This window comes from Cohaesibacter marisflavi (genome assembly GCF_900115225.1).
Taxonomy (GTDB): Bacteria; Pseudomonadota; Alphaproteobacteria; order Rhizobiales; family Cohaesibacteraceae; genus Cohaesibacter; species Cohaesibacter marisflavi.
Genome location: NZ_FOVR01000001.1, coordinates 487493 through 509533, shown reverse-complemented (window position 1 = coordinate 509533; position 22041 = coordinate 487493). Strand labels below are relative to the sequence as shown.

The window sequence follows — 22041 nt, the reverse complement described above, 5'->3', positions numbered from 1 at the left end:
AGCCCCTATTGATTGCGTCCGCCCTGTGCCACAAGGCGCGCCATGTTCGCGGCTATCTGGCCTTTGGACTGTTTGAAGCTTTGAGCGTCAGGCGTGGAAATATACCAATTGTGCGTGTCGCCTTGACTGCCCGCGCCATCATGCGCCGAGCCAAAGGGGCGATTTGGTTCAATCCGTCCGGCCACGTTTGGCGAAAACAGCTCTTGCCCTGTTTCGTTCACTTCATAGAGATGACCAGGCAACACAATCCCGCCGCCAGCGCGCCCACCGGTCACAAGGGAAGACAGATCAAGCGCAGATCCGCTTGAAGTAATGGACCCCGCAAGAGAGGTGAAAAGCCCGGTCAATGCGCCGCCAGATGTTCCCGTCAAGGCAGACATGAAAGACGCCATAGGCCCGGAGCCAAAGAGCGCTGCTTGCGCCGCCGCGTTGGCGATCTGCAAGGCAAAGGAGCGCATTGCATCCTCAGCAGAAGACGCCCCGCTTACAATGTCCAAGAGCGTATCAACGCCCGATTGCCCCAGATAGTCGAAACTCTGCGCAATCTGTTCGGTCTCAAGCTGCATGGCCCTTGAGGTGCTGATTGCCTCTTGCATCGCCACACGCTTTGCCTGAAGGCCATTAACAGCCGCCGCGATAGCCTGCCCCTCTTCACTCTGAAGGCTCACACCCGCCTTTGCCAAGGCGTTATAGAGTTCCTGCTCATCGGACGTGCGCCCGAGCTGTTGCGCCTGTTGCTCAAGGGCTAGAATGACCTTTTGCACCTTATCGGCTTGCTGATCGGCATTGCCGCCAGACCCGGAACCACCGCCAGAGCCCGGCACGTTGAACGCTGTTGACGGTATCGTTTCAACCAGATCACTTGGCGTGCTTGTCGCTGACGCTGTTTGGATGCTTGTTCGCTGTGCATTGCGCCGTTGTCTTCGGCCAGCCGCCCCGCTTGCATAATTCGTTTCATCATCAGACCCGAAAATTTCGGCAAATGTCCGCCCTTGAACCGTACCACGCCGTGCGCGTCTGGCTGCAGTCGCGCCCCGCGCTTGGCTTGATGCATCGGGCATGGCGTTCTCAAGCTCCAGAAAACGCCCGATCAGGTTGGACAGCTCGCTTGCAACCTCAACCACCGCCGATTTCAGGCCGGTTCCAATGCGGGTGGTGATGGTCTGGAATTGCCGGTCAATCTCTTTGGCCTTATCAACCAGCTCATCATTCATCACCAAGCCAAGATCGCGCGCCTCTTTGCGTGCTTTGCGCAAGCCTTCAACGCCATCCCCGAGCATTTGAACAAATTGTTCGCCGCCAGTGCCGCCAAAGATCTCGTCAGACACGCGGATTTGCGCCGCCCTATCAAGCTGTTGCAGGCGTCCGATAATGTCTTCAAAGAGCTTGTCAGGCTCTTTTAGCCGTTGTTTGAGTTCCTTGGCGTCATATCCAAGCCGCTGAAAGGCTTCTGCGCTCGATCCTGCCCCCGTTGATATGAATTCGTCAGCCCGCAATTGCATTTCTTTAAGGCCATCGGTCAAAGCATCAATGCTGACCTTGTTTTTGCCCGCTGCATAGTCCAACTCCTGAAAGGCTTCAAAGCTCACACCGGCCCGTTTTGCCTCAGAGGCAAGATCAACAATTTGACTTGTGGTTGATTTGATCGTTGCCCCAATGCCAGCCAGCCCACCGCCGACAGCAATGCCAGCCAGACCACCAACAGCAGAAACGGCCCCCTTTGCAGCCTTGCCCAAACCGCCAAGGCGCGAAGTGAATTTAAGAACGCTTTTTTCACTTCGGCCCATGCTGGACGCGGTGTTCTTCTCGATTTTCTTCAAGGCCTTGTTGAATTGGGTGGTGTTCGCCTCAATCCGCAAGACCAGTTTTTCAAGATCAGTTTCCGCCATATCGCGCCCTCAATTCTGCGAACCGTTCCTTGGACATGGTTGGTTTTTCTGGCTCGCCATACCGCTGGTTAAAACCCTCTATCGCGTCGGCATAATCGCGCAAGGTTGCTTGATTGAACTCGCTAGGGCTCCATCCAAGATAGGCAAAAGCAACCTGCTTTATGCGTCTGAAGGGGATGCGGTCGCTTCCCCTCCCGGCTTTCCCGGCTGGCTTTTTGCCTCGGGCATACCCGCCGCCAAAGCGGCCACGATTGCCGCGTCCGCCTCTTCACTGGTCGCGCCAAATAGCAACCCGTCCGCCGCGCCCTTGCTGTCTGGTCCGGCAAGGCATTTGATGCCCGCATAAGTCAAACGCGGATCATGCACCGCCGCCATGAAATGGAGCTGTTTAAGGCCTGAAATCTGAAGTTCAGCCATAAGAGCGGCCACCCTTGGCAGGGTGGCTTGAAGCGTGAAGTCTTTCCCGCCCAGAGTAACGGAAACCTCACCAGTCAATTCATTGATTTGCATGATCGCCCCTTATGCCGCCGCCGCCCAGGTCGGCACGCTTTCCCATCCGAACTCAGCAGAAATCGCCAAGTCTTCATTGGTGTTGCCGGTAAAAGTGATTTTGACATAGGCAGGCCCGGTAAAGCTGCCATAGTTCGGCACAGTCACTTTGAAATTGAGTGTTACCCCGGTGCGCGCGGCATCAAAAATGGCCGTTGTGCGGGTGTTGATTTCGGCAATACCCGAGCCGGTAAAGCTCAGATCAATATTGCCCGCCCGCTTGGTCACCTGTGCCGGTGTCGTCCGGTCCCCGTCGCATTCTGGAATAATGCGGTCGACCATTTCCGGCCCCATGGAAAAATCAGTGCTGGAAATGCCGCAAAAATCGACATAGGCATCCGCTGTCTCAGGGTCTTCAACCTGAATAAACAGCTCTTGACCAAGATGCTTTGTCATGTGCAAGCCTCATAGAGTTTGATTTCAAAACGCATGTCACAAAAATAGACCCTGTTTTCGGGTCCGTTGATATCTTCCCCTCGCCAAATGACCCGCATGCTTGCCCCATCGGACAGCGTGAAAGAGGCCTTATGCAAACTGTCGCGGATTTGCGCCGCAATGGCCATGGCTTCGGCCTTGCCCCTGTCGCGGCTATGCACCTCCAGCATTTGGAAAATCACTTCCCCAAGCCGATTGCCAACGTCGCTTTCATCACCGGCAAAGTTGCCCAGAACACAGAAAGGATAATGTTGCCCCACATGGCCCGCACGCCCCTTTGAGGGACTTTCCGGCATAAAGTCATAGATCCGCCCGTCACAGATCCCCGCAGCCTTCAGCGCGCTTACAAGCTGCTCTTGCGCCTTTGTAAAATCGAGCGCCATAGGTCACCGCCTCCCAACCGTCTTGATTGCCTTGTTTATCGTTCTGGATGTTCTGGATTTGATGCGCCGTTGCAAAATCCTGTAGGCTGGCCAGATATGAGGACTCGCAGCCGTGCCCGGATGCGTTCTGTAAACTTTCCTGTCTCGTCCGCCGCTGCTTGTCCGCGCCCCGTATCTGCCCGGCTTTGTGCCAAACTCGATAAAGCGCCAAATGAAATCAGCAAACAGCCCCCAAGCTGGCGTTTGCTTGTCTTCCTTGATCTGGTCCGCCTCGATTGATCGGGCATAGTCACCGCTTTTCTTGGGCGCATAACGCCGCGCCAGACCGGCCAACTCATCGGCGCTTTTTTCAAGGCTTGGGCTTAAGTCCTTTTCAATCGCTGGAGCTAGACTTTTGAGTTTTCCGAAAGCCTTTTCCTTGCCGATCCATTTTGTTTTCGCCATCAAACCAGCTCCCCGCGTGTGACCGTTATTTGCAATTCGCGCCCGCGCTGGTCCGGGTTGATGATGCCGCCAATCGAATAAATCTCGCCATCAATCAAAACCCGCCAATCTTCATTGATGGCTATTGTCTGGATAGAGCCGCGCACCCGCAAAAGGCCGGTCACTGTCGCCTCAAGCCGCCCGCCGCCTTCCTTCTCGTTGGCCCGATCTGGTCGAAAGCCACCCCACACGGTCAAATCATTGCCCCAGCTCTCAGCCTGCCCGCCGCTTGCGGTGTCAGTATGTAAAGGCTCTTGAAACGTCACCCGCTTGTTAAGCTTGCCCGCTTGCATCACAAAACCTTCCTGTGTGGCGCTATCAGCGCGTCCACCGCCAAGGGCAGTTGATTGGCAGCAACACCCACCAAAACCGCTTCACGATTTTCAAACCAATGCCCGACCATCAGCTTGATAGCGTGCCGAATGCCCGCAGGCACCGCCGCCGCATCCTCATATCCAGCCCGCCATGTCACCGTAATAGGCCCTGCGTCCGGGTCGGTATCTGGCCAGCTCGCGCCCACCTTGAGGCAAGCAAAAGTCTCAAGCACGCGCCGCTCAATCCGCACGCTCGAAAGATCCACCGTCTGGCTTTCCCCATCCCCGTCAAAATAGGCAATGGACGTCAGATCAAGGAACGGCCCGAGGCAAAGAGGAAAGTCGCCCCACCATTCAAATTCTTGCGCCCATTCCTGTGTCATCAGGCATTTGCCCAAGATGCCGCTGTAACCATCCAGATAACTGACAGCGGCTTGCAAAAGGCCTGTCAAATAGTCGTCTTCACTCTCACCATCAACGCGGCAATGCGTCTTGATTTCGTCCAACGTGACCGGCAATGCATCCGGTGCCGTTATCTGGTATGGCGCGAATTTCATTTTGCGGCCCCGCTTTCAGCCTTGGCGCTTTTGGCGTTCTTTGCTGCCGTTTCCGCTTCCGAGAACAACGACGCCTTTGTTTCGGGCACGCTTGCCGCCGCCTTGGTTTCCGGTGCCGCGCTGGCGGTTTCCGCCTTGTCAGGCTCAGCCACAGCTTGCGCCGGTTCATCATCCCCGCCGCTGAGTTCAACGGGTGGTTCTTCCTTCACTTCAGCCAACACACCGGCTTTGACAAGGTGGCCCACGCTCGCCTCTTCGGCTGTGCGCGTGTCGCCTTTTTCATACATTTTGTCGCCCAGATGCGGGCGCAAAACCGTGTAATCTCGCTTAACCATGATCGTATCCTTTTGATTGATTGAAGAGGGACAGCGCGCCGCCCCTCTTGGTCACCGCCTGTTGTTACGCGTCAGCAACGTTGCCAAAATCGCCATAGATGAAGGCTTCAGGCCGATAGACAGCCAGCGCCAAACGCTCTTCGCCCAGAATGGTGATAAGGTTTTTGGTGAAGTCGTCATTTTCAAAACCAACCTCAACACGCGCCTGCCAGAGGTCAAAGACCTGTGCAGCCATCTTGAAAGCACCGGTCAGGAATTTGTCTTCAGAGATGGCCTGTGTCTGGACCACCGGCAAATTCCAGAGCGTGGGCGTGATCGAGCCTTGCGGCTGACCAATGATATATTTGCCCTGCCCGTCCTTGGTCAGCTCGATGCGCGCCCAATCAATCGGGTTGAGCACATGACCGGTTGCCGGATATTCAGCCAGCACGGCTTGCAGCATCGCAAGGCGCAAGGTGTCAATATTGGTGCCAGAATCGGGCGTAAACGGCTCTGCATAACCAGTTGCTTGCGGAATGAGACCAAGCAGGTTCTGGCCGGTACCGTCACCGCTCAAAAGCTGCAATTCTTCCTTGTAGGCCAGACCGTACAACAGCCGGTTATCGATCAACGAGCGCAATTGCGGCACATCATCAAGCGATTGCTTGGATGCTTTGAACCAATGGGCAATCACCTTGGCGCTTGTGCTTTTCAAATCAAGCTGAATGTCCGAGGATGGCTTTGCAGCCCCTTCGGCCACCGGTGCTGCATTGTTGGAAAAGCCAGTTTCCTGCACATATTCAAGGCTAGGCGATGACATATCACCAGGCGAAAGCAGGTCGCGTACCGTCATGCGACGCTGTGGCAATTCCTGAATGCCAGGCACACGCTGTGGCGCAATCGCCCCGCCAACAGAACCCGCCGCGTCTGTGGTGGCCGTGGTGATCGTGGCCTTGATCTTCATATCGGCCTTGCCCTTGGTCGGGCCATCCGCAATCCATGATTTGACCTGCTCATCATCGATAAACTGCTCACCGATGCTTTTTGCACGCTCAGCAGGGTTTGAGCCGATCCGCGCCATCTTCTGCTCGAATTCTTCAAACTGGCCTTTCAGCTCGTTCATTTTAAGCAAGGCTTCGTCTGCCGTTTCCTTGGTGGTCTCGGTCAGCTTTTCGCCCTTCGCCGCTTTGCCCAAAGCCTCTTCAGCAACTTCCTTCACTTTGTCGATTGCTGTTTCAAAACCGGCTTTGACTTCCGCTGCCAGTTCTTCAGGTGTCTTTTTATCAGCCATGATATTTGCTCCTGTGGGTGCTGAATTAATGCAACAAGGCTTGCAAGAAAGCCCGGTCATCGTCCGCTTTGGCAGGATCCCCCTGCCCGATCAGGTGGAGCCGCGCGGCACGTTCCGCCTGTGAGTTTGAAAAACCCAATCCCTTGAGCCACATTTCAAACTCGCGCTCTGTCAGCTGGTCCCCAGCCTTGAGCCGTTCTGTCAAATCGTGTGATTGTTTGAGAGCCTTGACGCTGCCAATCAACGCATTCGGATTAGCCCCGATGGAAACAACGGAGATCTCGCGCAAGTCGATTTTTTCCAGCGTCCAGACGCCGGTTTCGGTATCAACGGAATATTCCTTGATGCGATAGCCGATAGAGAGCCCGTCAATGTCTCCTTCTTTCAAAAGCTCATGGACTTCGCGTGCGCACTGCACACCCATATTGAGCTTGCCGCGAACAAAAAGCCCCTTGTCGTCTTCCTGCATTTCGAGCCAACGCCCGATTGGCTGGTCCCTGTTATGCTGCCAGAACAACTTTGGCATGGTGCCACTTGCAACATGCTCTGCGATGCTGTCGGCATAAGCGCCCGGTGCAATGATATCGCCGTAATCGTCAGGTTCACCGCCGAAGGTGCTGGCATAGCCTTCAAATTCGCCCTTCTCGGAAAGGGATTTCACGTCAAGAATTGGCGCTGTAATTTTGGTATCAATTTGCATTTCCCGCCTCCGTTATCGGCACATTCTGCATTTGTATGCGCACAACGTCGCCCCCAGGAACTGGAGGCAATTTTTCCTTTTTTCGAACTTCATTTAGCTTGAACCAACCGACCCTTAGGCCGGACTCGTAGTACTCGGCGCGCGCCTTGCTATCCCCGCGCAAAAGTTCTTCAAGATCAAATTCAACGTAGAATCCTGCCGCCCTATCCGCAGGAGTTAAGAGCTGCTTGTTAATGCTCTGCTCGATGCGCTTCAAACGCCGCCGCAAAGTGAATTTGATGAAACTGAGGGTTTGTTGCTCAAGGCCAGTGCCAAATGAGGTGTTCTTTTCTGTGTGGCCGACCATATGCGGCGGCACCCCGAAAAACCGGCAAATCTCTTCAACCGAGAATTTGCGACTTTCCAGCATTTGCGCGTCTTCAGGATTGATCGTGAGCGGCTCCCATTTGGTGCCACCTTCCAGAATGAGAGGACGCCCGGAATTGACCGCGCCATAGAATTTTTTGACCAGCCGTTCTTCAACAATCTTGCGCTGCTCTTCATTGAGAAACTTCTCAAAGGTCAGGGCACCGCTCGGGCGCATACCATTTTTGAAGGTCGAGCCTGCCGATTTGTCCACGGCCCGTGCAATCCCGAAGGAATTGCGCGCAAAATGCAGCGTCGAAAAGCCACCAAGCGCATTGCCGCCAAAGCCGCGAATATGCAAAACATCGGCTTCAGATACATCAAAACTATTTCCGTCTTCAGTCCAGCGATAGCGCAAGCTGCCATCAATGTTTTTAGTAACAAGGACCTCAACATATATCGGTTCAAGCGCAACAATCCGGTTGCCTGTCTTTACCTTGCGAGCAAAGGCGTTGCCTTTCAGTTCTAGCGAAGCAGCCATAAGCTCCCAAAAATCAACCGCAGTCTGATTGAAATTCGGACTATCGTGCAGAAGGCTATAAAGAGGGTGCTTGCTTGCATCCACTCGGGTGTCGTCGTCTCGCTTGTAAACTGAGAGCGGCAAGGTGCTGATAGTGCCGGAAAGCAAATTGACACAAGCCCAAACCGCAGAGAGCGCCATGGCGGTTTCGAAGGTGACAAGTTCGCCGCTGTCTGCGCGCGCTGCATCAGACACCCAGCCATTCGGCTCACGTATCGTCAGGCTGCGAACAACGGCCGACTTGATGCGATTGATTAAGTCCACTCTGCACCTCCAATTGATGCAAATTTGATTGCGTTTGTTGGCAACAAACTTGTTGAAGCAAAGCTAACACCGCCCCCGCTTTGGTTGATATCTTCTGCCCAAAGCGTGCCGCCAAAGCCGCAAAAAGCGAGGATTTACAGGGATGCGAAATAGCTATCCATGTCCTCGTCTTCGTTCTGGTCCTCAGCCATGGCCAACCCCAGAGCCATGATCAGGGCCACCGCCCCGTCAATCTTCTTTTCGTCAGATGGTTTGCGTGGAAACACATTGTCGTTGGCGTCAGGCTTGGCGATGACGTTTGATATCATCCAGGTCAAAACCGGGTTGCCATCATGGTGCAAACGGCCATCCTTCAAGAGCGCCTCAACCCACTTCATGGGCTCGGAAAGCGTGACGACACGTTGAGGATATTCGGTAACCTCGATGTTCAGCTCGTTTTGAATTTCCAAAACCAACTGTGTTGCGCCCCAAGGGTCATAACCGATCCGCTCAAAGGGGAAGCATTCGTGATCGTCTTCAATGTCATCCTTGATCACGTTGTAATCGATGATATTGCCATCGGTCACAGTGAGCGCGCCGGTTTCTGACCATTCCAGATAATGCTTTTTCTCAGGGTCTTGGGCTGTCTCTTCAGGCAGATAAAAGCGCGGTGCAACCACATAGTAATGATGCTTGCCATTCACCAGCTTGCGCCACAGGTCAAGACGCGCGGTAATATCCAACTTGCTGGAAAGGTCGAGCGCCCCAAAGCGCGCCACCTCGTCCCCTTCTGGGATGCACAAATCCGGGTCGGCCTGCTTGTTCCAATCTTCCATATTGAAATAGGCAGTCTTGGCCGAGATCCAGACGTTGAGATGCTTTGTCTTAAATCGCGCTTGGTTGCGTGGGGTACGGATTGCCTTTTGCTGCTCAGAGCGCAAAAACTCATCCCCGACCGACACCCCGAAATTCGGGTTAGCCTTGATCAGGTTCGCCGGATCCGTCCAGTCGTCGCCCTCGTCAATCGTATAGACCAGCCCGAAAAGCTCATCATCTTCAATCACACCCTCAAGAACATTCTTGAGTTCATCAAAGGCCATGTAACACGGCCCCGCGATGTTATCGCCCGCCGTGGTAATCACTAGCATCAAGGGCTGATCGCGCGCGCCCATGCCGGTTTTAAGCGTGTCATAAAGCTTGTCGGTTGTGTGTTCGTGATATTCGTCAACGATACCGCAAGAAGGCGATGCACCATCGCCCGGATCGCCCACAAGCGGCTCAAACACCCCGCCCATTTTGGTCGTCAGCTTTTGCGCGGCCACCTCGACGCCCAAAGTGCGCCGAAACATGGGTGTGTTTTTCGCCATCAGGCGCGCCGGTTTGAAGACCTCGAAGGCCTGCTTTTGCGTGGTCGCGCCGCTATAGACCTCAGCCCCATATTCACCGTCAGCAGACAGCATATAGTTGCCAATGCCAGCCGCCAGCGCCGACTTGCCGTTTTTACGCGGCACCATGAGCCGCCCTTCGCGAAAGCGCCGCAACCCGTCCAGCTTGCGCACCCACCCGAAGAGGGACGCCACAAAAAAGCGCTGCCATGGTTCCAACACAAGCCTTTTGCGTTGTGCTGCCCACCTGCCCTTTGTGTGGGGCATGGCCTCGATAAAGATCAAAACCTTTTCAGATTTGGCAGGCTCGAACCGAAAGCCGAACAAATCCCCCGCCGCTTGCTCCAGGTCGCGCCGGTGCCGCTCGCACGCCAGCCGCACCCATCGACAAGCAGGAATCACACCGTTTAAAACATCGTCCACATATTGGAAGGCCGACGCGGTGCGTGGATACAGCTCAGCATCGATCACAAGCGCGCTCATGCGCCCATCCCTGCAAAGGGATTGTCAGCATCCGGGAATAGGTCGCCTTGCCCTTCTGCAAGCCCGCGTTCATCGGTTGGCGATAGGCCAAGCGCTGCAGTCAGGTTGCGCCATTGCCGCCAAGTCTCGTTGAGCTGCGCCACTTCCGGACGGGATTTATACTGCTTACCGTTGCGCCCGCTGACCGTGTAGGTCTCGCCCTCTTCCTGCAAGGTTGAACGCAAGGCCCGCATGCGGATCAACGCGCGGCAATATTCGGCCACCGTGTCCACATAATAGGGCTTAAGCCTGCCTTGCTGTGCCAACTGTGGCGCGATCCTATCCCAGATTTGCGCTTCATATTCGGTCAGGTCGAACGGTTTCAGCGCCGCCGCGTCCCGTTCTGCACGCTCTTCATGCGTCAACCCGTCTGTCGCCTTCATAGGGACAACATTTTCAAGATCCGGTTTTCTGCCTCTAGCCATATCAACCCCAAGCGGCCCGCCCGGTTCGGGTGCAAAGAACCGGGCAGGCCTTTCCAGTCACAAGAAAGGGCTAGCAGGAAAACCCGCCAGCCCTCACATGATGGAATTGGATTTCATTTGGTTGATAAGTTGCATTCCGCGCACTTTATAAATATAGGGTGCACCATAATTGTTTTGACTACATTCCCGACAGGCAATCCAATGCATAAGACCGAAAATAAGATTTACTACAAGTACATGTCGTTAGATGTCGCAAAAATAGTGCTTCAAAACCAAACTTTACGTTGGTCGACACCTTCCCTTTTCAACGACCCTCTCGATCTTCAATTCATCCCGCCTCTACTTGTTAACGAGAGAGAGATTACTCATAAAATTAAGACACAAATACAACGGGTATTAGATGGAGAGGTTAAAGCTGGACCACAAAGCCCACTTGGAGTTTTACTGCGCACTATTTCACCAAAGGAAGATGAACAAGTAAAAAAACAAATAATGGACGCTTTATTAAGCTCCATCCCCGAAAGCTTAGAAAGGGTTAAGAAAGTTTATCCAAGCGCAATGTCAGAAGTCAGAAAACAGCTAGAAAAATGCAAAGCTTTGTGCCTAACAATGAACCCCGCAAATACAGCAATGTGGGGAAATTATGCAGATTCTCATAAAGGAATCGTGCTCGGTTTTCGTTGCGTGGAGGGTCTGGATAGTCCGTGGCCACTCGCTAGACCAATGAGATATGTTAAGGAACTCCCCCCTCTTTTAGACGATGACTTTTTTATAAATCTTACACTTGGGTGGCCCGATAAAGGAGTGAAGCGAATAGTTGATACAATTGCTTACACGAAGACAGTTGAATGGGAACACGAACAAGAAGTTCGCTTATTTTCTGGAATGGGGAGAAACAAAATTGCTGACTACGAAGATCTCCCATTTGGGGCACAAGAGCTTTGCAATATAATATTCGGGCAGCGAACCACTGCAGATCAAAGAACCGAAATATTTGAGCAATTCAAAAATGCATATCCACAAGCCGCATTCCAATATGTATCAGCTGACCCAACATCTTACTCACTGAAATTTGCAGAATATACAAACACTTAATGGTTTTTTCTATTGAATTCCAGACTCTTAAAAATCTTTCATCCAGCCACATTAGCTGAAATGCCGCTTTTCGCTAAAATCTGCATTCGAGCATGAAAAATGCGATCTTCAAAAATAGTATTACCTAACCTCCGACTAAGTTGAAGTGCATCATCAAAATAGCCAAGTGCACTTTCCGCTAAATCTATATTTCCAGTCAGTTCGAATTCTGTGAGAGCACAAACACCCTGGCGTTCTCTTATATTCGCTCTTCCCCATGAAAATTTCCCGAGATTTTTGTCAAGTTCCGTAATAGCACGAGCAAGCACAACATTTGCATCATCTAACCGGCCTTGTCGCATCAAATAAATCGCGTATATATTTGACACCATCGCCAGTTCTTCATCAGTATAATTAACTTTATCCCTTATAAATAAAGTTCTTTTCAATTTCTCTTGATCTTCTATTTTTTTAAAACCAATATCAATATCCATTTTATTCTTATTGACGATCACTTGATGATACCGCATCTCATTAACGTCACTTGATTTAAGAATTTTATATGCTTTTAGTTGATACTGATAAATCTTTTTCTTGTCGACCCCAAGAAATTCATCAAAAAATCTCCTATACAAATGTAGACGAAGCGCGCTCAATCCACCTTTATCCCATTGTTTCCAAAATGGTTTCTCCAGCTCACCGAGCGCATCTTTGAACAATATATCGTCAGCCTGAATATGTCCAACATATGCATAATTGGAAAGTAACTCAGTGACGACATCTTCCATCACAGAATCTGGTAGCGTGATATATTTTCGTTTCAAGCTTAGCAGAACCGAAAGTATTAATTTTCTTGTGGTTAGCAAGTTTCCTTTTTTTCTCTCTAATTCTATAGTATTACTAATATAATTCAAGATAATATTATAATCACATAAATCTTTGAAAGAAACTCCAGATGAAAAAAATGTATTTTCGATTTGAGATCGACTCATATTATTGAACGACTTTTTACGAAATCTATTTTCTTTGATAGAATTGCGATTTTTTTCATAATGTTGTAAAATTATATATTCTTCTTCCTCGGTCACGCAAAGACGCTGAGTAAGTAATTTGAATTTATTTAAGGTCAATGTGGCCTTTCCGTTGACAATCTTGTTCCAATGACTTGCGTCTACTTCAGTCAGATTTTCGAGAAAATCACACTTTCCCACTCCCCTCTCTTCTGCCCTTGCCTCGATGAGCAGGTCAATTGCGCTCTGCACTGACTGTGCCATGGCCAGCCTTTTAAGATGGGCACCGGATCTAGCATTTAAATTACCCATAAAATTCAATTCCTTAAATAAAAAATTTTTCCAGATTATTTCCATATACGATCAATTTAAAACAGTTGTAATTTTATCTAATACCACTCAAATTTTCAACAGGGTTGTAAATGATGTACAATATCTCAAACTCATCTGCTTGCCATTCTTCTTCTCAGAAAATGCCAATCCAGCAATTGCAGGAGCATCTTCTAAATGCTCTATTTGTATCTGAAGACTTGGGAGACGAATTTATGTCTTATCTGATTAAAGTTGCAATTTTGGAATTAAGCAAAAGACCTTAGGTCTCTACTCCCGCCGCCTTCTTTGGCAATCTAACGGTATCTCGCGCCGCTCCAAATTATTCAGAAAATAATTTTTCATGACAATAAAATAAATAAATTCATACACTTAATGGGTTTTCTCTTTTAAATTCAAGCCCCGTAAAAATGGTTCTACCCCGCCGGTCCGCAGGGGGTGGAGTTGGGAAGATTTGACCGCCCCCCCCTCCCCATCAGAAATGGAAATTAGGCTCGGGTTTTGGTCTTGGCGATGGACTTTGCGTTTCGCCGTTTGCTTCGATGCGCTGCTTGTCTCTGTTGTGGTGCGCTTCGCATAGGCTTTGCGTGTTGGCATAGCTGAAGAACAAATCCCGGTTGCCCCGATGCGGCTCGATATGGTCAACCACAGTTGCCGCTGTCGTCTTGCCTTCTGCCAAGCACATCACGCAAAGCGGATCGCTCGCCAGCCTCCGCGCCCTAATTTTCTTCCACGCCGCCAGCTTGTACCAACCGCGCCATGGATGCCGCTTGCGCCGTTCCTTGTCGTTGGACCGTTCCCTGTCCTGCTTGGTTCGCTTTGGTGCCCATGGAGCCTTGAATGTGCCTGGTGCTGTTGGCATGGTGATTTCCCCTTTCCCTGTCTTGCCGAGCCTTACGAGCCTTCAGCCCAGCCCGGAGGCCAGAGGGTATCGAACCACCATCCGGTCAGGAAACGTCCAGTCTCAGGATCGCGATAGTTGCCGGTCGGAATGGCCCTGCCGCGATGTTTGACCCAAGCCTCCCACTGAGGCGAATACTGCACCACGAACACCCGCTGACGCTCTGGCGGCACTGGCGTTCCGGCCTTCGCCTTGGCCCTCGGGTTTTGCTTGAGCGCTCTCGGATTGAGCCCCATCTCTCGCGCTATCTTGCCAAAGCTGGCAGGCGTCAGCCCCCAACGCTTCATCGCCTTGGCCCGTTCATGCGGTTCCATCGCCATCAAGGCGCTGAAGTCAGGCGGATCTTGGGATTTAGGGTTATTAATATAATTATTTATTATATAATCATTACTTGTTAGGTGCGGATTTGCCGACTCCGGCTTACCCGTATCCGGCTCAGCCGTATCCGGCTTTTCCGGCGACGGCTTTTCAGGACGTGGCTCTGCACTCTCTTCGGTTTCGCAGTCTGGCTCGCCCTCTTCATCCGTCACCGGCTGGTCATAGACGCAGAATTCCGTCTTCTGGAAAGACTTTGTTTCAGGGTCGCGCAGCCTGCGCCGAACGATATAGCCAACGCCTTCCAGCTCTTTCAAGATACGAAGAAGCTTGTCGCGCCCGATCCCGAATTGCTTGCGAAGTTGGCCTTGCGAAACCTTCCAGTTTGCCGGGCGCGAGATAAGATAAGTCAGCAGCCCCAGCGCCTCCATACCAAGCCCAGCATCGAAGATCTCATTGCGCAACACAGTATAGTTGGCTGAAGGCGTTGAACGATGGATGAGAATGTCAGTCATGCTTATGGGCCTCCTTGCGCAAATAGACCTCAGTGCCAACCAGCCACAGCACAAAGGCGCCATAGCCAACCACACGGACAACACCAGCCACCCATGAAGGCGCGCTCAAAAGCCCTTCAGGGCATAAGAGAGCCAACGCCGGAACACCGACCAGCACCAGAGCAACAAAGCCCCACAGCAGCGCCACAGAGGCCACAATCACAGCCTTGTGCATCGCAGCTCTCCTTTCCTGAAGGTGTGAACCTCGGTAAAGAGCGCCACGGCATCGCCTCCAAACAGGCGAACCGTGCCCAAGTGCGCTGAAAAGATGCTGCCAAGGTCAACCAGCGTCGGCGCTTCAAGCAACTCTTGGCAGGCGTCCAGAAATGCCGCCTCGGTGACAATCCCGATTTTATTGGCCCGCTGCACGAGGCCCGCGTTGTAGCTCTTCATGCCGAAGCCCTCGCAGCTCTTAGCTCTCTCAAGGCTCTATGTGCTTCAGAGGCGGCTTGTTCGGTTTTGGCTTGGTGCTCGCTTAGAAGATAGAGCAAACCATGCAGCATTGGGCCTTCACGGCCATCGCAAAGTGTTTCATTGGCAACGAACAGCATCGCATCAATCAGCGTGCGTTCTGCCTCCAGCGCAAGGTCTATCTGGTCTAGATATATGGATAGGTGTGTGGGCGGATTCCGCCTGTTTGCCGCCAAAGCCATGGCAAGCCTCCTCGTATCAGATTTTACAAACCTGACCGCTGAGAGGCCAATCTCGGGCGGCCAGACGAACAGGATTGGCCTTACCGCTACGAGGAACGGCGCACTTTCGTGCTCCTGAACGCCTGACCATACGAAAACACCACGTACACATAGATGTGTCGTGGCGCAGCTCAAGCGCCTCGTACCAGAAGGGAGGCCAATCCCCGCGCGCCCTTTTGCGACGCACTCACTGGACAACATCCAGCATTCTGGAATCATGGCGCGATTATTTGGAATTGTCAAATATTGAAGTTTTGGACTCGACTCCCCCTCTGGTTGCAATGCATGATGATGACAGCAATGGGGAATGCAACGGGGGATACAATGAAAAAGCTCACTATCATTTGCGTTTGCTGCTTTTTGGCCGGATGCTCGGGCGTGAACCGAGCTATGCAATTTGACCCGAAAGTGCATCATGTTCGCGTGGGCGATACTGCTTATCGTGTTTTTGAGCATCCCAAAGAAAATGTTATCATGACCACTCCTCCTGTCGCAGGCGCTGCTGCACGCGGTTTTGCAAAAGGCTTGACCCTTGGCTTGGCAAATACAATGCCCTCGGAAAAGGTCCATGAGCAAGCTGCTAGAGACTACTTGGACCAAACAGGCCGGTCGCACTGCAAAATCACAAAAGGCTACCTTGTCGTTGAGCCGCAATATGAGTTTACTTACGATTGCACAACCGAGCCCGACGAAAAAAAACTCCGCAAAACAGAGAGTTAGGACATTGTTAGAGCAAGAAAGACCATCTGATTTTATGCTTAATTTATACAACAAAAAGCGCCTTGACGAACGGCAGGTCACTGAGTTGGTCGGCATTTCTCGCGGGCTGCTTGCTGATGGAAAGCTAGATGATGGCGAAATTGAATATCTGCATAAATGGCTTATTTCCCAAGCTGAACTTACTGAAAATCCGCTCATCAATATCCTGTATGCACGCATACGCGACACGTTGGCTGATGGTGTCGTCGATGAAGACGAAAGAAGAGATCTGCTTGACACGCTGGTTGAATTCACCGGCTCCGACTTTGAAATCGGTGAAGACGTAAAATCGACAAGCTTGCCGCTGGATCGCCCTACTCCACCCATCTTTTTTGAAGGAAGCCATTTCACATTTACGGGAACGTTCGTTTCCATGAAACGTAGAGAGTGTGAAGCCGCCGTTTTAGAGCGCGGGGCAACGGCTGGAAGCCTGACCAAGAAAACCCGTTTCCTTGTCATTGGATCATACGCAACGCAAAGCTGGATCCAGTCTTCATATGGTCGCAAAATCGAGAAGGCCTGCCAATTGAAGGCAAAGGGCGCTCCGATAGCGCTTGTATCAGAAAACGATTGGCTGCAAGCTCTTAGGTGAGTAAAGACCAAGCGAGCAAGTAATCCATGTTCAAACCTTCCCACATCTTCGCCTTCAGCCTTGGCGCTGGCCTGACTGTTTTGCTGATGCTGTTCATCGGCTATGGGCTGGATGGCAACATGGGCTTCTGCAAGCTTGAAGCAGCAGGCAGCCCCGCCGAAACGCCGGTCACCTGTGTCCGAGAATGGATCGGCGCTCTGAGCGGTTGGGTGGCGGCTGTGGGTGCTATCATCATAGGCTTTCCCACTTTGCGCTGGCTCAAAGTTCAGGCTCAGGACAGCCACGTCAAGGAGATGATTGCCAAGATTGATCAAAGCAGAATCCAGTTGCGCCAGGCGAGAACACGCATGCAGTGGCTTTTTACTTTTGCTCAGAGCAAGTCCTTGAGACCTCACATAACCAGCAAAAACGATAGATCGTTTCCCCTGCACGGCTCCCCTGCGAAGGATGAGCGTATTGTTGAAGAGTACAATTTTGCCAACGAGCTTGCTGATATCCTTCGGGATATGCAAAGCGCCTGCAATTTTGCCGCTGCGACACTGAATGGAATGGGCATCTATGATTTCAAGAATGAAATGGATGTAATGAGATACCTCGACAAATCCATATTTGAGTTCGAAAGCACATTGGTTTCGGTTCTGAAGCGCGACCCGGTTACGCCCGAACAATACCAGGCAAGAAATGAACAAGCGATTCCTGTTGACCTTGTTTGCGCCTATTCGCTGTTGGAGGAAGAATTCCTGCATGCTCTCAATAAAGAAAAGCGTCGCCTCGGAGATTGGCAACGACTTCATGTTAATCCCTCTTAACATCACGCCGCCCTCCTTGCCGTTTCATCAATCACAGGCCCCCATTGATCGGCCATAGCGTCCGCAACACCCGTGAAAAAGCGTGAACGCTCTATGCCCCTGTTTGGCCCCGGTGGCATACGATGCACGCGCGCAACGCGCCCCTCTACAATGTTAGTAGGTTCCAATTTTGGCAGGTTGCGCAACCACAGGCAGGTGCGCTTGACTTCACCATGACCGAATTGCCAAGGCTGGATAGATTGACTAAATTCTTCATAGTTTCGAATGATCCGCTTTGCATGTTTGTGCATGACCGGATTTTCAACGGCAACGCAAGGAATAGGCGCATTCCACATGTCGGAGAACAGCGACGCGCCCTCTTCCAGCTCTTGCCACATCTGTTCCAGTGTCTTGCCCTTTGGTGGCTTGCTCAGCCAGCGCACACCGCTATTGCATAGCCTCGTACAAGGTGGATGCGCCACAATAAGAGCGTCCCACCCATCGCCGACAACGTCCCTCGCATCGCCCTGAATATGTCTGTTAGACCCATCCGCAGCCGGTGCGATATCGCAAGACCAGGCATCATGACCGCGCGCAAGGAAGGCGTTGCGCACTGTCCCGAAGCGCTCACAAGCAACAATGATTTTAGCCATCACGCCACCTCACAAAAGGCTGGTGATGCACTGCGCCTCGCAGTTGCAAAAATAGCAAGATTGTCGTTTGCTGGTTCAAGACGATCAGCAAAGGCAAAAGCACGATGAATGACAGGGAAATCATTAAGTTCCTTACACCAGCCGGAATTTGGCTGAGAAGGCATTTGATCTACTTGGGCGCTTTTGTTTTGCTTTTCTCGGGCTTTGGCTTGTGGCTCATTTTCAACGATGTAGCAAGCGCAGAAGCGAGCGTTTGGAAGGAGTTTAGCGAGATCGCAAGAAATCTCGGCCTTCTGCTGCTCGGCGTCATCGGCTTGCCTCTCGCGATCTGGCGCTCTGTCGTTGCTTCCAGCCAAGCCAAAACAGCCATCAAGCAATCTCAACACACAGCCAAGCAAATTGAATTGCTGCAACAGGGACAACTTGCTGACCGTTTCACAAAGGCGGCAGCGATGCTGACCGAAAAAGACGTAGCAGGCGGGGAAGCCGGAATATTTGCTTTGCGGGAAATTGCCAGCGCAGACCCAGAAGCTTACTACCAAACCGTACAAGACGTGCTCTGCTCGTTCATTCGGAACTATAGCCGTCGCTACAAAAGTGAATATGATGCCTCCAGCAGCCTTAAAACCGCTATGAGAGTGATTTCGCAACTGCGCAACGATCTGGGAAAAGACAGAGATATAGGATGGAGACCTCCACTGGGAAGAGCACATTTCAAACGGTTTTATGAAGACAGGATCCGCCTCAACTTTTCGAATGCAGATTTGTTTAAAAGTTGCTTTGTGAATTCGAGGATTGAATGTGCAACCTTTGAGAACGCCAACTTTCTCGAATCTGATCTCAGAGGGGCTGACTTCAAAAGAACCAATTTCAGTGGTGCAACATTCGATGACGCGAGACTGGAATGCATGATCATCGATCACCAAACACTGGCTACACTTTCTCTTGATCGCACTATGTGGAAAGCCACTAATAAAGGCGACTATTTCCTGATCGAATGCATTAATCCATTTCGTAACAGTCTCTTGCATTCTACACATCCCTCACCCGATCCAGCGCCACAAAGCGCGGAAGAGTAACGCGGTTCACCCCACCTCCATTGCCGCATTGCATGCGGGTGTAGCAGAGCTGAACCCGGCCTTTATCGTCGCGCTTTACCGCTGCAGCCTCACGCTCGCGCCTGACGCGCTCTTGCACCCGCTTCGGTGCCTCAGCACGCAACGTCGGCCCCATCAGAGGAACACCGCCAGAAAGCAGCTGTGCGCTGCGATTGCCCCGATCATTGATCATCACTCACGCCCTTCATTGCAGCCTCTTGCGGCAACAGCTCGTTAAGCCGGTCCCGCACCGCGATTGCTTCATGTAAAAAGAGATTGCGCTCTCGCCAGTCGGGCGAGTTCCATGGCCCGTGCATGGTCACAACTGGCGGATTAAATCCGCGCTGCTCGATAAGATTAATTTGAATGCGCCGCGTCTCCAACCTGTCGATGGATGGCCGATATGGACGCCGCTTTGTCTTCAGCATCGCGCGCGCCCCCTGCCCTCAATCGCCCGCTGTGCAATCTGGTCAACAAAGCTTTCAACCTCGCCTAGCATCGAAAATCCGAACATTCGATAAGCACGATTTCCTAGCCCGCTTTGCACATGGCTAATGGTTGCCGTGAGGTCGTCAGCCGCAACGATGCGCGGCTCCACCAGCCGGTCAAAATACTGGATAGCCCGAGACACAGACCCAGCCTCAACAATCCACCCTGAATGAACGATGCTCTCGCTCGTTGCTTCGCAAAGACCTTTCGCTGGCGTGGTCAACTCTCGTTTCACTCGTTTGCCCTCCCTCACGCAATCAAGGCGATGCGCTTGCGAAGGCTTTCGCCCTCGTCAGCCAAGGCCCAGAGGTCAAGAACAACATTTTCAAGATTGCTGACTTCCGCTTCCAGCGCAGGGCTTGCCAGCCGCAACACGGCAACGCGGTCCACGGCATTGCGCACGCTGGCATGGTGCCGATCGAAAACCTGCCCCACCATCACAGTAGAGCACCGGCCAATCTCTACGGCCAGATGCTGCGCAATGTGACGCGCGCCGCTGATTTCAATGTGATCGCGCTTTTCTACGAAAATCTCTTCAGGCTTCAGGAAATAGCGCTCACTGACCGCCGAAGCCGCAATGATGCAATAAGCAAAATCGCGAAACCGCTTGCCCTCTGGCAACTCGGTATATTTAAGTGCAAAAGAGGCATATTCGCCCAGAGCGTAAGAGCGCCTAAAGCCAAGCTGACGTTGGCAGCGAAAGGCACATAGCTTGTAAGGGTCCGCACTGCATGCAGTTGGTTCTGGATTGCTCTTGCCTTTTTTGCGCTTGAAGACATGCGGCACCTTGTCCAGCATGTCCGGCCCGAAGCCGAGCGCATCAAAGGTGAGTTGCAAGGGTGGAAGGGGTTTAACAGCCATCACCGCCCCTTTGCTGCCCGTTTGGGCTTTGGGCGCTGGCGGCGGCAACCTTGGCCTTGAAGCTTTCCTTGAGGGATAGCGCATTGAGGTGCAGCCGCTCCGCCGCTTCGATCAGATCATAATCGAGGATTTCCGAAACCGAGATTTGCGCGTCGTCTTCCAGTGCCTTGCTCATGCCAGCCAACAGACCGGCAAAATCAGAGCTGACGCCAGCCACAGCACCGGCACCCGTTGGCACCGGATTGCAATCCGAGCGCGGCACGGCCTGAAGGCCCGCCAGTTCCAGCAAAAGCCGCAGCGCCCGCAGCGCTTCCCCATCGGAGAAGGCAATCAAATCGGCCAACATGAAGAGCGAAAGCGATTGCTGCCGCATGTCGTCTTGGCTGGAGCGCCGCCGCAAACAACGGTCAATGCTCTGCTTGCGATATCCGGTCACTTCTGCCAGCGCGTCACTGCCAACGGTTTTCACGTCCAGCTTGCTCGCTGCCAGCAGTTCACCATAGATATCGCGTCCATTGAAATTGCATAAAAGCTTGTGTTCGCCACTCATGAGCCATCCGCCGCACCAGAAACATGGAATTCAACCTCACAGCCTTGCAGACTGTGAGCATCAACAGAGCGCCAGCGGAAAAGGGAAACAGGAACGGAAACGCCCTGCTCCAACCCCATTAGGAAAAGAGGAACGAACCAGGACGCAGGAAAAGACCCCAAGACAACATTGTTGGAAACAGCAGACGCGCCAACGCCCAGCCGCTTGGCAACGGACCCAGCCCCCAAATCACCCACGATGCATTTTGCTGTGCTCATGCATTAAAAGTACAATTATTATGTACCCTGTCAAGTCAATGTAAGCGCAGTGTCCATAATTTTTGTACTATGTCATTCTTTGCTTATGAAAAACACGAATCCATCATCGCAAGAAAATGTCGGCGAAAGGCTCCTGTGGTTGATCGAGATCTATCTCGAAACGACACAGACCGAGTTTGCCAAAAGCATTGGTGAGAAGAAGGCCACGATCAACAATTGGATCAAAGGCCCTCAGCGCCTTTCCCTGCAAGGTGCCCTCAAGATCAACGCCCTATACGGTACATCTTTGGATTTTCTGTTTCTAGGAAGAGTCGACACATTGCCACAGAAGATGGCCACGGCCTGGATGTCCAGACCTCTCGAAAGCAATTCGGCCATATCTAGCGAGAACCCGGACGCCTGACAGGCATCAATCACCATCTGCAGTCTCTCCTCATTCTCACTCATAATGCGCCTTTCCGTACGCTCATTATTAGAACAAAACAAGAACTATGCAACTTAGGATTTTTAACTATCCAACAAAATTACACATGCTGATCAATTGACTGAAGCCGCAGAATCCCTTTCAATTAGCCCAGCAAAACACCAACCCAACTCCCACAAAGAAACTGTCAGCCACCAAGCGCCGCAACCGGACAGAGAATCTCGTCAATTCTATAGGAATTTCCTATAGTTATTTACCAAACGAAATGCGGAACAACGAC

General features: G+C 52.0%; 32 protein-coding genes. 6 read left to right on the top strand and 26 right to left on the bottom strand.

Annotation, left to right across the window (positions count from 1 at the left end; genetic code table 11):
• Positions 1 to 5: 5 nt before the first annotated feature.
• The 13 genes from BM258_RS02260 to BM258_RS02200 form a co-directional block, all read right to left on the bottom strand.
• Positions 6 to 1889: a phage tail tape measure protein gene (locus tag BM258_RS02260; protein ID WP_090068399.1), complete on the bottom strand. Its 1884-nt coding sequence runs from the start codon at positions 1887 to 1889 to the stop codon at positions 6 to 8.
• A 159-nt stretch (positions 1890 to 2048) separates the two neighbouring features.
• A complete protein-coding gene (locus BM258_RS02255; RefSeq protein ID WP_090068397.1) occupies positions 2049 to 2399 on the bottom strand; it encodes a hypothetical protein in 351 nt (116 codons plus the stop codon).
• 9 nt (positions 2400 to 2408) lie between these two features.
• Positions 2409 to 2834, bottom strand: coding sequence for a phage tail tube protein (locus BM258_RS02250; RefSeq protein ID WP_090068395.1), 426 nt, complete (start codon positions 2832 to 2834; stop codon positions 2409 to 2411).
• Positions 2831 to 3256, bottom strand: coding sequence for a DUF3168 domain-containing protein (locus BM258_RS02245; protein WP_090068393.1), 426 nt, complete (start codon positions 3254 to 3256; stop codon positions 2831 to 2833). Before BM258_RS02245 ends, BM258_RS02250 begins: the two co-directional genes overlap by 4 nt.
• 3 nt (positions 3257 to 3259) lie before the next feature.
• The gene (locus BM258_RS02240) at positions 3260 to 3700 is read right to left on the bottom strand and encodes an HK97 gp10 family phage protein (RefSeq protein WP_090068390.1); all 441 of its coding nucleotides are present in this window, start codon (positions 3698 to 3700) and stop codon (positions 3260 to 3262) included.
• Positions 3700 to 4032, bottom strand: a complete 333-nt coding sequence (locus tag BM258_RS02235) for a phage head closure protein (protein WP_090068388.1) — start codon at positions 4030 to 4032, stop codon at positions 3700 to 3702. Before BM258_RS02235 ends, BM258_RS02240 begins: the two co-directional genes overlap by 1 nt.
• Positions 4032 to 4610 (bottom strand): head-tail connector protein, encoded by a 579-nt coding sequence (locus tag BM258_RS02230; protein WP_090068386.1) that lies wholly within the window; start codon positions 4608 to 4610, stop codon positions 4032 to 4034. The genes BM258_RS02235 and BM258_RS02230 overlap by 1 nt, the downstream gene beginning before the upstream one ends.
• Complete coding sequence (locus BM258_RS02225) at positions 4607 to 4945, bottom strand: hypothetical protein (RefSeq protein WP_090068384.1); 339 nt, start codon at positions 4943 to 4945, stop codon at positions 4607 to 4609. Before BM258_RS02225 ends, BM258_RS02230 begins: the two co-directional genes overlap by 4 nt.
• Before the next feature lie 64 nt (positions 4946 to 5009).
• Positions 5010 to 6215: a phage major capsid protein gene (locus BM258_RS02220; protein WP_090068382.1), complete on the bottom strand. Its 1206-nt coding sequence runs from the start codon at positions 6213 to 6215 to the stop codon at positions 5010 to 5012.
• A gap of 25 nt (positions 6216 to 6240) precedes the next feature.
• On the bottom strand, positions 6241 to 6915 hold the full coding sequence (locus BM258_RS02215; RefSeq protein ID WP_175527880.1) for an HK97 family phage prohead protease: 675 nt from the start codon (positions 6913 to 6915) through the stop codon (positions 6241 to 6243).
• Complete coding sequence (locus BM258_RS02210; RefSeq protein WP_090068380.1) at positions 6905 to 8104, bottom strand: phage portal protein; 1200 nt, start codon at positions 8102 to 8104, stop codon at positions 6905 to 6907. Before BM258_RS02210 ends, BM258_RS02215 begins: the two co-directional genes overlap by 11 nt.
• A gap of 134 nt (positions 8105 to 8238) precedes the next feature.
• Entirely contained in the window at positions 8239 to 9951 is a 1713-nt protein-coding gene (locus BM258_RS02205; protein WP_090068378.1) for a terminase large subunit, read from the bottom strand.
• Positions 9948 to 10415, bottom strand: coding sequence for a P27 family phage terminase small subunit (locus BM258_RS02200; protein ID WP_090068376.1), 468 nt, complete (start codon positions 10413 to 10415; stop codon positions 9948 to 9950). Before BM258_RS02200 ends, BM258_RS02205 begins: the two co-directional genes overlap by 4 nt.
• A gap of 201 nt (positions 10416 to 10616) precedes the next feature.
• Here BM258_RS02200 and BM258_RS02195 point away from each other — a divergent pair, with 201 nt between their 5' ends.
• A complete protein-coding gene (locus tag BM258_RS02195) occupies positions 10617 to 11510 on the top strand; it encodes a DUF2971 domain-containing protein (protein ID WP_090068374.1) in 894 nt (297 codons plus the stop codon).
• A 38-nt stretch (positions 11511 to 11548) separates the two neighbouring features.
• Here BM258_RS02195 and BM258_RS02190 read toward each other — a convergent pair whose 3' ends face one another.
• From BM258_RS02190 to BM258_RS24215, 6 genes are all read right to left on the bottom strand, one after another.
• Entirely contained in the window at positions 11549 to 12811 is a 1263-nt protein-coding gene (locus BM258_RS02190) for a hypothetical protein (RefSeq protein ID WP_139229184.1), read from the bottom strand.
• 493 nt (positions 12812 to 13304) lie between these two features.
• Positions 13305 to 13691 carry an HNH endonuclease gene (locus tag BM258_RS02185; RefSeq protein WP_090068371.1) on the bottom strand — a complete coding sequence of 129 codons (387 nt, stop codon included), beginning with the start codon at positions 13689 to 13691 and terminating at the stop codon, positions 13305 to 13307.
• Positions 13692 to 13723: 32 nt separating this feature from the next.
• Positions 13724 to 14560: a helix-turn-helix domain-containing protein gene (locus BM258_RS02180; RefSeq protein ID WP_090068369.1), complete on the bottom strand. Its 837-nt coding sequence runs from the start codon at positions 14558 to 14560 to the stop codon at positions 13724 to 13726.
• A complete protein-coding gene (locus BM258_RS02175; RefSeq protein WP_090068367.1) occupies positions 14553 to 14774 on the bottom strand; it encodes a hypothetical protein in 222 nt (73 codons plus the stop codon). Before BM258_RS02175 ends, BM258_RS02180 begins: the two co-directional genes overlap by 8 nt.
• Complete coding sequence (locus BM258_RS02170; protein WP_090068365.1) at positions 14759 to 14992, bottom strand: hypothetical protein; 234 nt, start codon at positions 14990 to 14992, stop codon at positions 14759 to 14761. The genes BM258_RS02175 and BM258_RS02170 overlap by 16 nt, the downstream gene beginning before the upstream one ends.
• Positions 14989 to 15252, bottom strand: a complete 264-nt coding sequence (locus tag BM258_RS24215) for a hypothetical protein (RefSeq protein WP_139229183.1) — start codon at positions 15250 to 15252, stop codon at positions 14989 to 14991. The genes BM258_RS02170 and BM258_RS24215 overlap by 4 nt, the downstream gene beginning before the upstream one ends.
• A gap of 324 nt (positions 15253 to 15576) precedes the next feature.
• Between BM258_RS24215 and BM258_RS02160 the strand changes: the two genes are divergently transcribed.
• The 3 genes from BM258_RS02160 to BM258_RS02150 are packed head-to-tail and all read left to right on the top strand — an operon-like array spanning position 15577 to position 17451.
• Entirely contained in the window at positions 15577 to 16011 is a 435-nt protein-coding gene (locus BM258_RS02160) for a hypothetical protein (RefSeq protein ID WP_139229182.1), read from the top strand.
• A gap of 4 nt (positions 16012 to 16015) precedes the next feature.
• Complete coding sequence (locus BM258_RS02155; protein ID WP_244544558.1) at positions 16016 to 16642, top strand: BRCT domain-containing protein; 627 nt, start codon at positions 16016 to 16018, stop codon at positions 16640 to 16642.
• Positions 16643 to 16668: 26 nt separating this feature from the next.
• Entirely contained in the window at positions 16669 to 17451 is a 783-nt protein-coding gene (locus BM258_RS02150; protein WP_090068357.1) for a hypothetical protein, read from the top strand.
• A gap of 2 nt (positions 17452 to 17453) precedes the next feature.
• Here BM258_RS02150 and BM258_RS02145 read toward each other — a convergent pair whose 3' ends face one another.
• Positions 17454 to 18083, bottom strand: coding sequence for a hypothetical protein (locus BM258_RS02145; RefSeq protein WP_090068355.1), 630 nt, complete (start codon positions 18081 to 18083; stop codon positions 17454 to 17456).
• A gap of 104 nt (positions 18084 to 18187) precedes the next feature.
• Between BM258_RS02145 and BM258_RS02140 the strand changes: the two genes are divergently transcribed.
• Positions 18188 to 19162, top strand: coding sequence for a pentapeptide repeat-containing protein (locus BM258_RS02140; RefSeq protein WP_090068353.1), 975 nt, complete (start codon positions 18188 to 18190; stop codon positions 19160 to 19162).
• Here BM258_RS02140 and BM258_RS02135 read toward each other — a convergent pair.
• From BM258_RS02135 to BM258_RS02110, 6 genes are read right to left on the bottom strand one after another with little or no spacing between them, the layout of a single operon-like run.
• On the bottom strand, positions 19116 to 19373 hold the full coding sequence (locus tag BM258_RS02135) for a hypothetical protein (protein WP_090068351.1): 258 nt from the start codon (positions 19371 to 19373) through the stop codon (positions 19116 to 19118). The genes BM258_RS02140 and BM258_RS02135 overlap by 47 nt on opposite strands.
• Complete coding sequence (locus BM258_RS02130; protein ID WP_090068350.1) at positions 19363 to 19608, bottom strand: hypothetical protein; 246 nt, start codon at positions 19606 to 19608, stop codon at positions 19363 to 19365. Before BM258_RS02130 ends, BM258_RS02135 begins: the two co-directional genes overlap by 11 nt.
• On the bottom strand, positions 19602 to 19904 hold the full coding sequence (locus tag BM258_RS02125) for a hypothetical protein (RefSeq protein ID WP_139229181.1): 303 nt from the start codon (positions 19902 to 19904) through the stop codon (positions 19602 to 19604). Before BM258_RS02125 ends, BM258_RS02130 begins: the two co-directional genes overlap by 7 nt.
• A gap of 14 nt (positions 19905 to 19918) precedes the next feature.
• Positions 19919 to 20530, bottom strand: coding sequence for a helix-turn-helix domain-containing protein (locus BM258_RS02120; RefSeq protein ID WP_175527879.1), 612 nt, complete (start codon positions 20528 to 20530; stop codon positions 19919 to 19921).
• The gene (locus BM258_RS02115; RefSeq protein ID WP_090068344.1) at positions 20520 to 21080 is read right to left on the bottom strand and encodes a hypothetical protein; all 561 of its coding nucleotides are present in this window, start codon (positions 21078 to 21080) and stop codon (positions 20520 to 20522) included. Before BM258_RS02115 ends, BM258_RS02120 begins: the two co-directional genes overlap by 11 nt.
• The gene (locus BM258_RS02110) at positions 21077 to 21337 is read right to left on the bottom strand and encodes a hypothetical protein (protein WP_090068342.1); all 261 of its coding nucleotides are present in this window, start codon (positions 21335 to 21337) and stop codon (positions 21077 to 21079) included. The genes BM258_RS02115 and BM258_RS02110 overlap by 4 nt, the downstream gene beginning before the upstream one ends.
• An 85-nt stretch (positions 21338 to 21422) precedes the next feature.
• Here BM258_RS02110 and BM258_RS02105 point away from each other — a divergent pair, with 85 nt between their 5' ends.
• Positions 21423 to 21740 (top strand): helix-turn-helix transcriptional regulator, encoded by a 318-nt coding sequence (locus BM258_RS02105; protein WP_090068340.1) that lies wholly within the window; start codon positions 21423 to 21425, stop codon positions 21738 to 21740.
• Positions 21741 to 22041: the final 301 nt, after the last annotated feature.

Excerpts from the sequence above, each read along its gene's own strand:
- BM258_RS02245 (WP_090068393.1), bottom strand. The coding sequence starts at position 3,256 with ATGGCGCTCGATTTTACAAAGGCGCAAGAGCAGCTTGTAAGCGCGCTG.
- BM258_RS02255 (WP_090068397.1), bottom strand. The coding sequence starts at position 2,399 with ATGCAAATCAATGAATTGACTGGTGAGGTTTCCGTTACTCTGGGCGGG.
- BM258_RS02225 (WP_090068384.1), bottom strand. The coding sequence starts at position 4,945 with ATGGTTAAGCGAGATTACACGGTTTTGCGCCCGCATCTGGGCGACAAA.
- BM258_RS02150 (WP_090068357.1), top strand. The coding sequence starts at position 16,669 with ATGTTCAAACCTTCCCACATCTTCGCCTTCAGCCTTGGCGCTGGCCTG.
- BM258_RS02200 (WP_090068376.1), bottom strand. The coding sequence starts at position 10,415 with ATGGCTAGAGGCAGAAAACCGGATCTTGAAAATGTTGTCCCTATGAAG.
- BM258_RS02170 (WP_090068365.1), bottom strand. The coding sequence starts at position 14,992 with ATGAAGAGCTACAACGCGGGCCTCGTGCAGCGGGCCAATAAAATCGGG.
- BM258_RS02130 (WP_090068350.1), bottom strand. The coding sequence starts at position 19,608 with ATGCTGAAGACAAAGCGGCGTCCATATCGGCCATCCATCGACAGGTTG.
- BM258_RS02185 (WP_090068371.1), bottom strand. The coding sequence starts at position 13,691 with ATGCCAACAGCACCAGGCACATTCAAGGCTCCATGGGCACCAAAGCGA.
- BM258_RS02190 (WP_139229184.1), bottom strand. The coding sequence starts at position 12,811 with ATGGGTAATTTAAATGCTAGATCCGGTGCCCATCTTAAAAGGCTGGCC.
- BM258_RS02145 (WP_090068355.1), bottom strand. The coding sequence starts at position 18,083 with ATGGCTAAAATCATTGTTGCTTGTGAGCGCTTCGGGACAGTGCGCAAC.
- BM258_RS02175 (WP_090068367.1), bottom strand. The coding sequence starts at position 14,774 with ATGCACAAGGCTGTGATTGTGGCCTCTGTGGCGCTGCTGTGGGGCTTT.
- BM258_RS02120 (WP_175527879.1), bottom strand. The coding sequence starts at position 20,530 with ATGGCTGTTAAACCCCTTCCACCCTTGCAACTCACCTTTGATGCGCTC.
- BM258_RS02115 (WP_090068344.1), bottom strand. The coding sequence starts at position 21,080 with ATGAGTGGCGAACACAAGCTTTTATGCAATTTCAATGGACGCGATATC.
- BM258_RS02105 (WP_090068340.1), top strand. The coding sequence starts at position 21,423 with ATGAAAAACACGAATCCATCATCGCAAGAAAATGTCGGCGAAAGGCTC.
- BM258_RS02235 (WP_090068388.1), bottom strand. The coding sequence starts at position 4,032 with ATGCAAGCGGGCAAGCTTAACAAGCGGGTGACGTTTCAAGAGCCTTTA.
- BM258_RS02195 (WP_090068374.1), top strand. The coding sequence starts at position 10,617 with ATGCATAAGACCGAAAATAAGATTTACTACAAGTACATGTCGTTAGAT.
- BM258_RS02250 (WP_090068395.1), bottom strand. The coding sequence starts at position 2,834 with ATGACAAAGCATCTTGGTCAAGAGCTGTTTATTCAGGTTGAAGACCCT.
- BM258_RS24215 (WP_139229183.1), bottom strand. The coding sequence starts at position 15,252 with ATGGCTTTGGCGGCAAACAGGCGGAATCCGCCCACACACCTATCCATA.
- BM258_RS02260 (WP_090068399.1), bottom strand. The coding sequence starts at position 1,889 with ATGGCGGAAACTGATCTTGAAAAACTGGTCTTGCGGATTGAGGCGAAC.
- BM258_RS02240 (WP_090068390.1), bottom strand. The coding sequence starts at position 3,700 with ATGGCGAAAACAAAATGGATCGGCAAGGAAAAGGCTTTCGGAAAACTC.
- BM258_RS02220 (WP_090068382.1), bottom strand. The coding sequence starts at position 6,215 with ATGGCTGATAAAAAGACACCTGAAGAACTGGCAGCGGAAGTCAAAGCC.
- BM258_RS02215 (WP_175527880.1), bottom strand. The coding sequence starts at position 6,915 with ATGCAAATTGATACCAAAATTACAGCGCCAATTCTTGACGTGAAATCC.
- BM258_RS02110 (WP_090068342.1), bottom strand. The coding sequence starts at position 21,337 with ATGAGCACAGCAAAATGCATCGTGGGTGATTTGGGGGCTGGGTCCGTT.
- BM258_RS02180 (WP_090068369.1), bottom strand. The coding sequence starts at position 14,560 with ATGACTGACATTCTCATCCATCGTTCAACGCCTTCAGCCAACTATACT.
- BM258_RS02205 (WP_090068378.1), bottom strand. The coding sequence starts at position 9,951 with ATGAGCGCGCTTGTGATCGATGCTGAGCTGTATCCACGCACCGCGTCG.
- BM258_RS02140 (WP_090068353.1), top strand. The coding sequence starts at position 18,188 with ATGAATGACAGGGAAATCATTAAGTTCCTTACACCAGCCGGAATTTGG.
- BM258_RS02135 (WP_090068351.1), bottom strand. The coding sequence starts at position 19,373 with ATGATCAATGATCGGGGCAATCGCAGCGCACAGCTGCTTTCTGGCGGT.
- BM258_RS02160 (WP_139229182.1), top strand. The coding sequence starts at position 15,577 with ATGATGATGACAGCAATGGGGAATGCAACGGGGGATACAATGAAAAAG.
- BM258_RS02230 (WP_090068386.1), bottom strand. The coding sequence starts at position 4,610 with ATGAAATTCGCGCCATACCAGATAACGGCACCGGATGCATTGCCGGTC.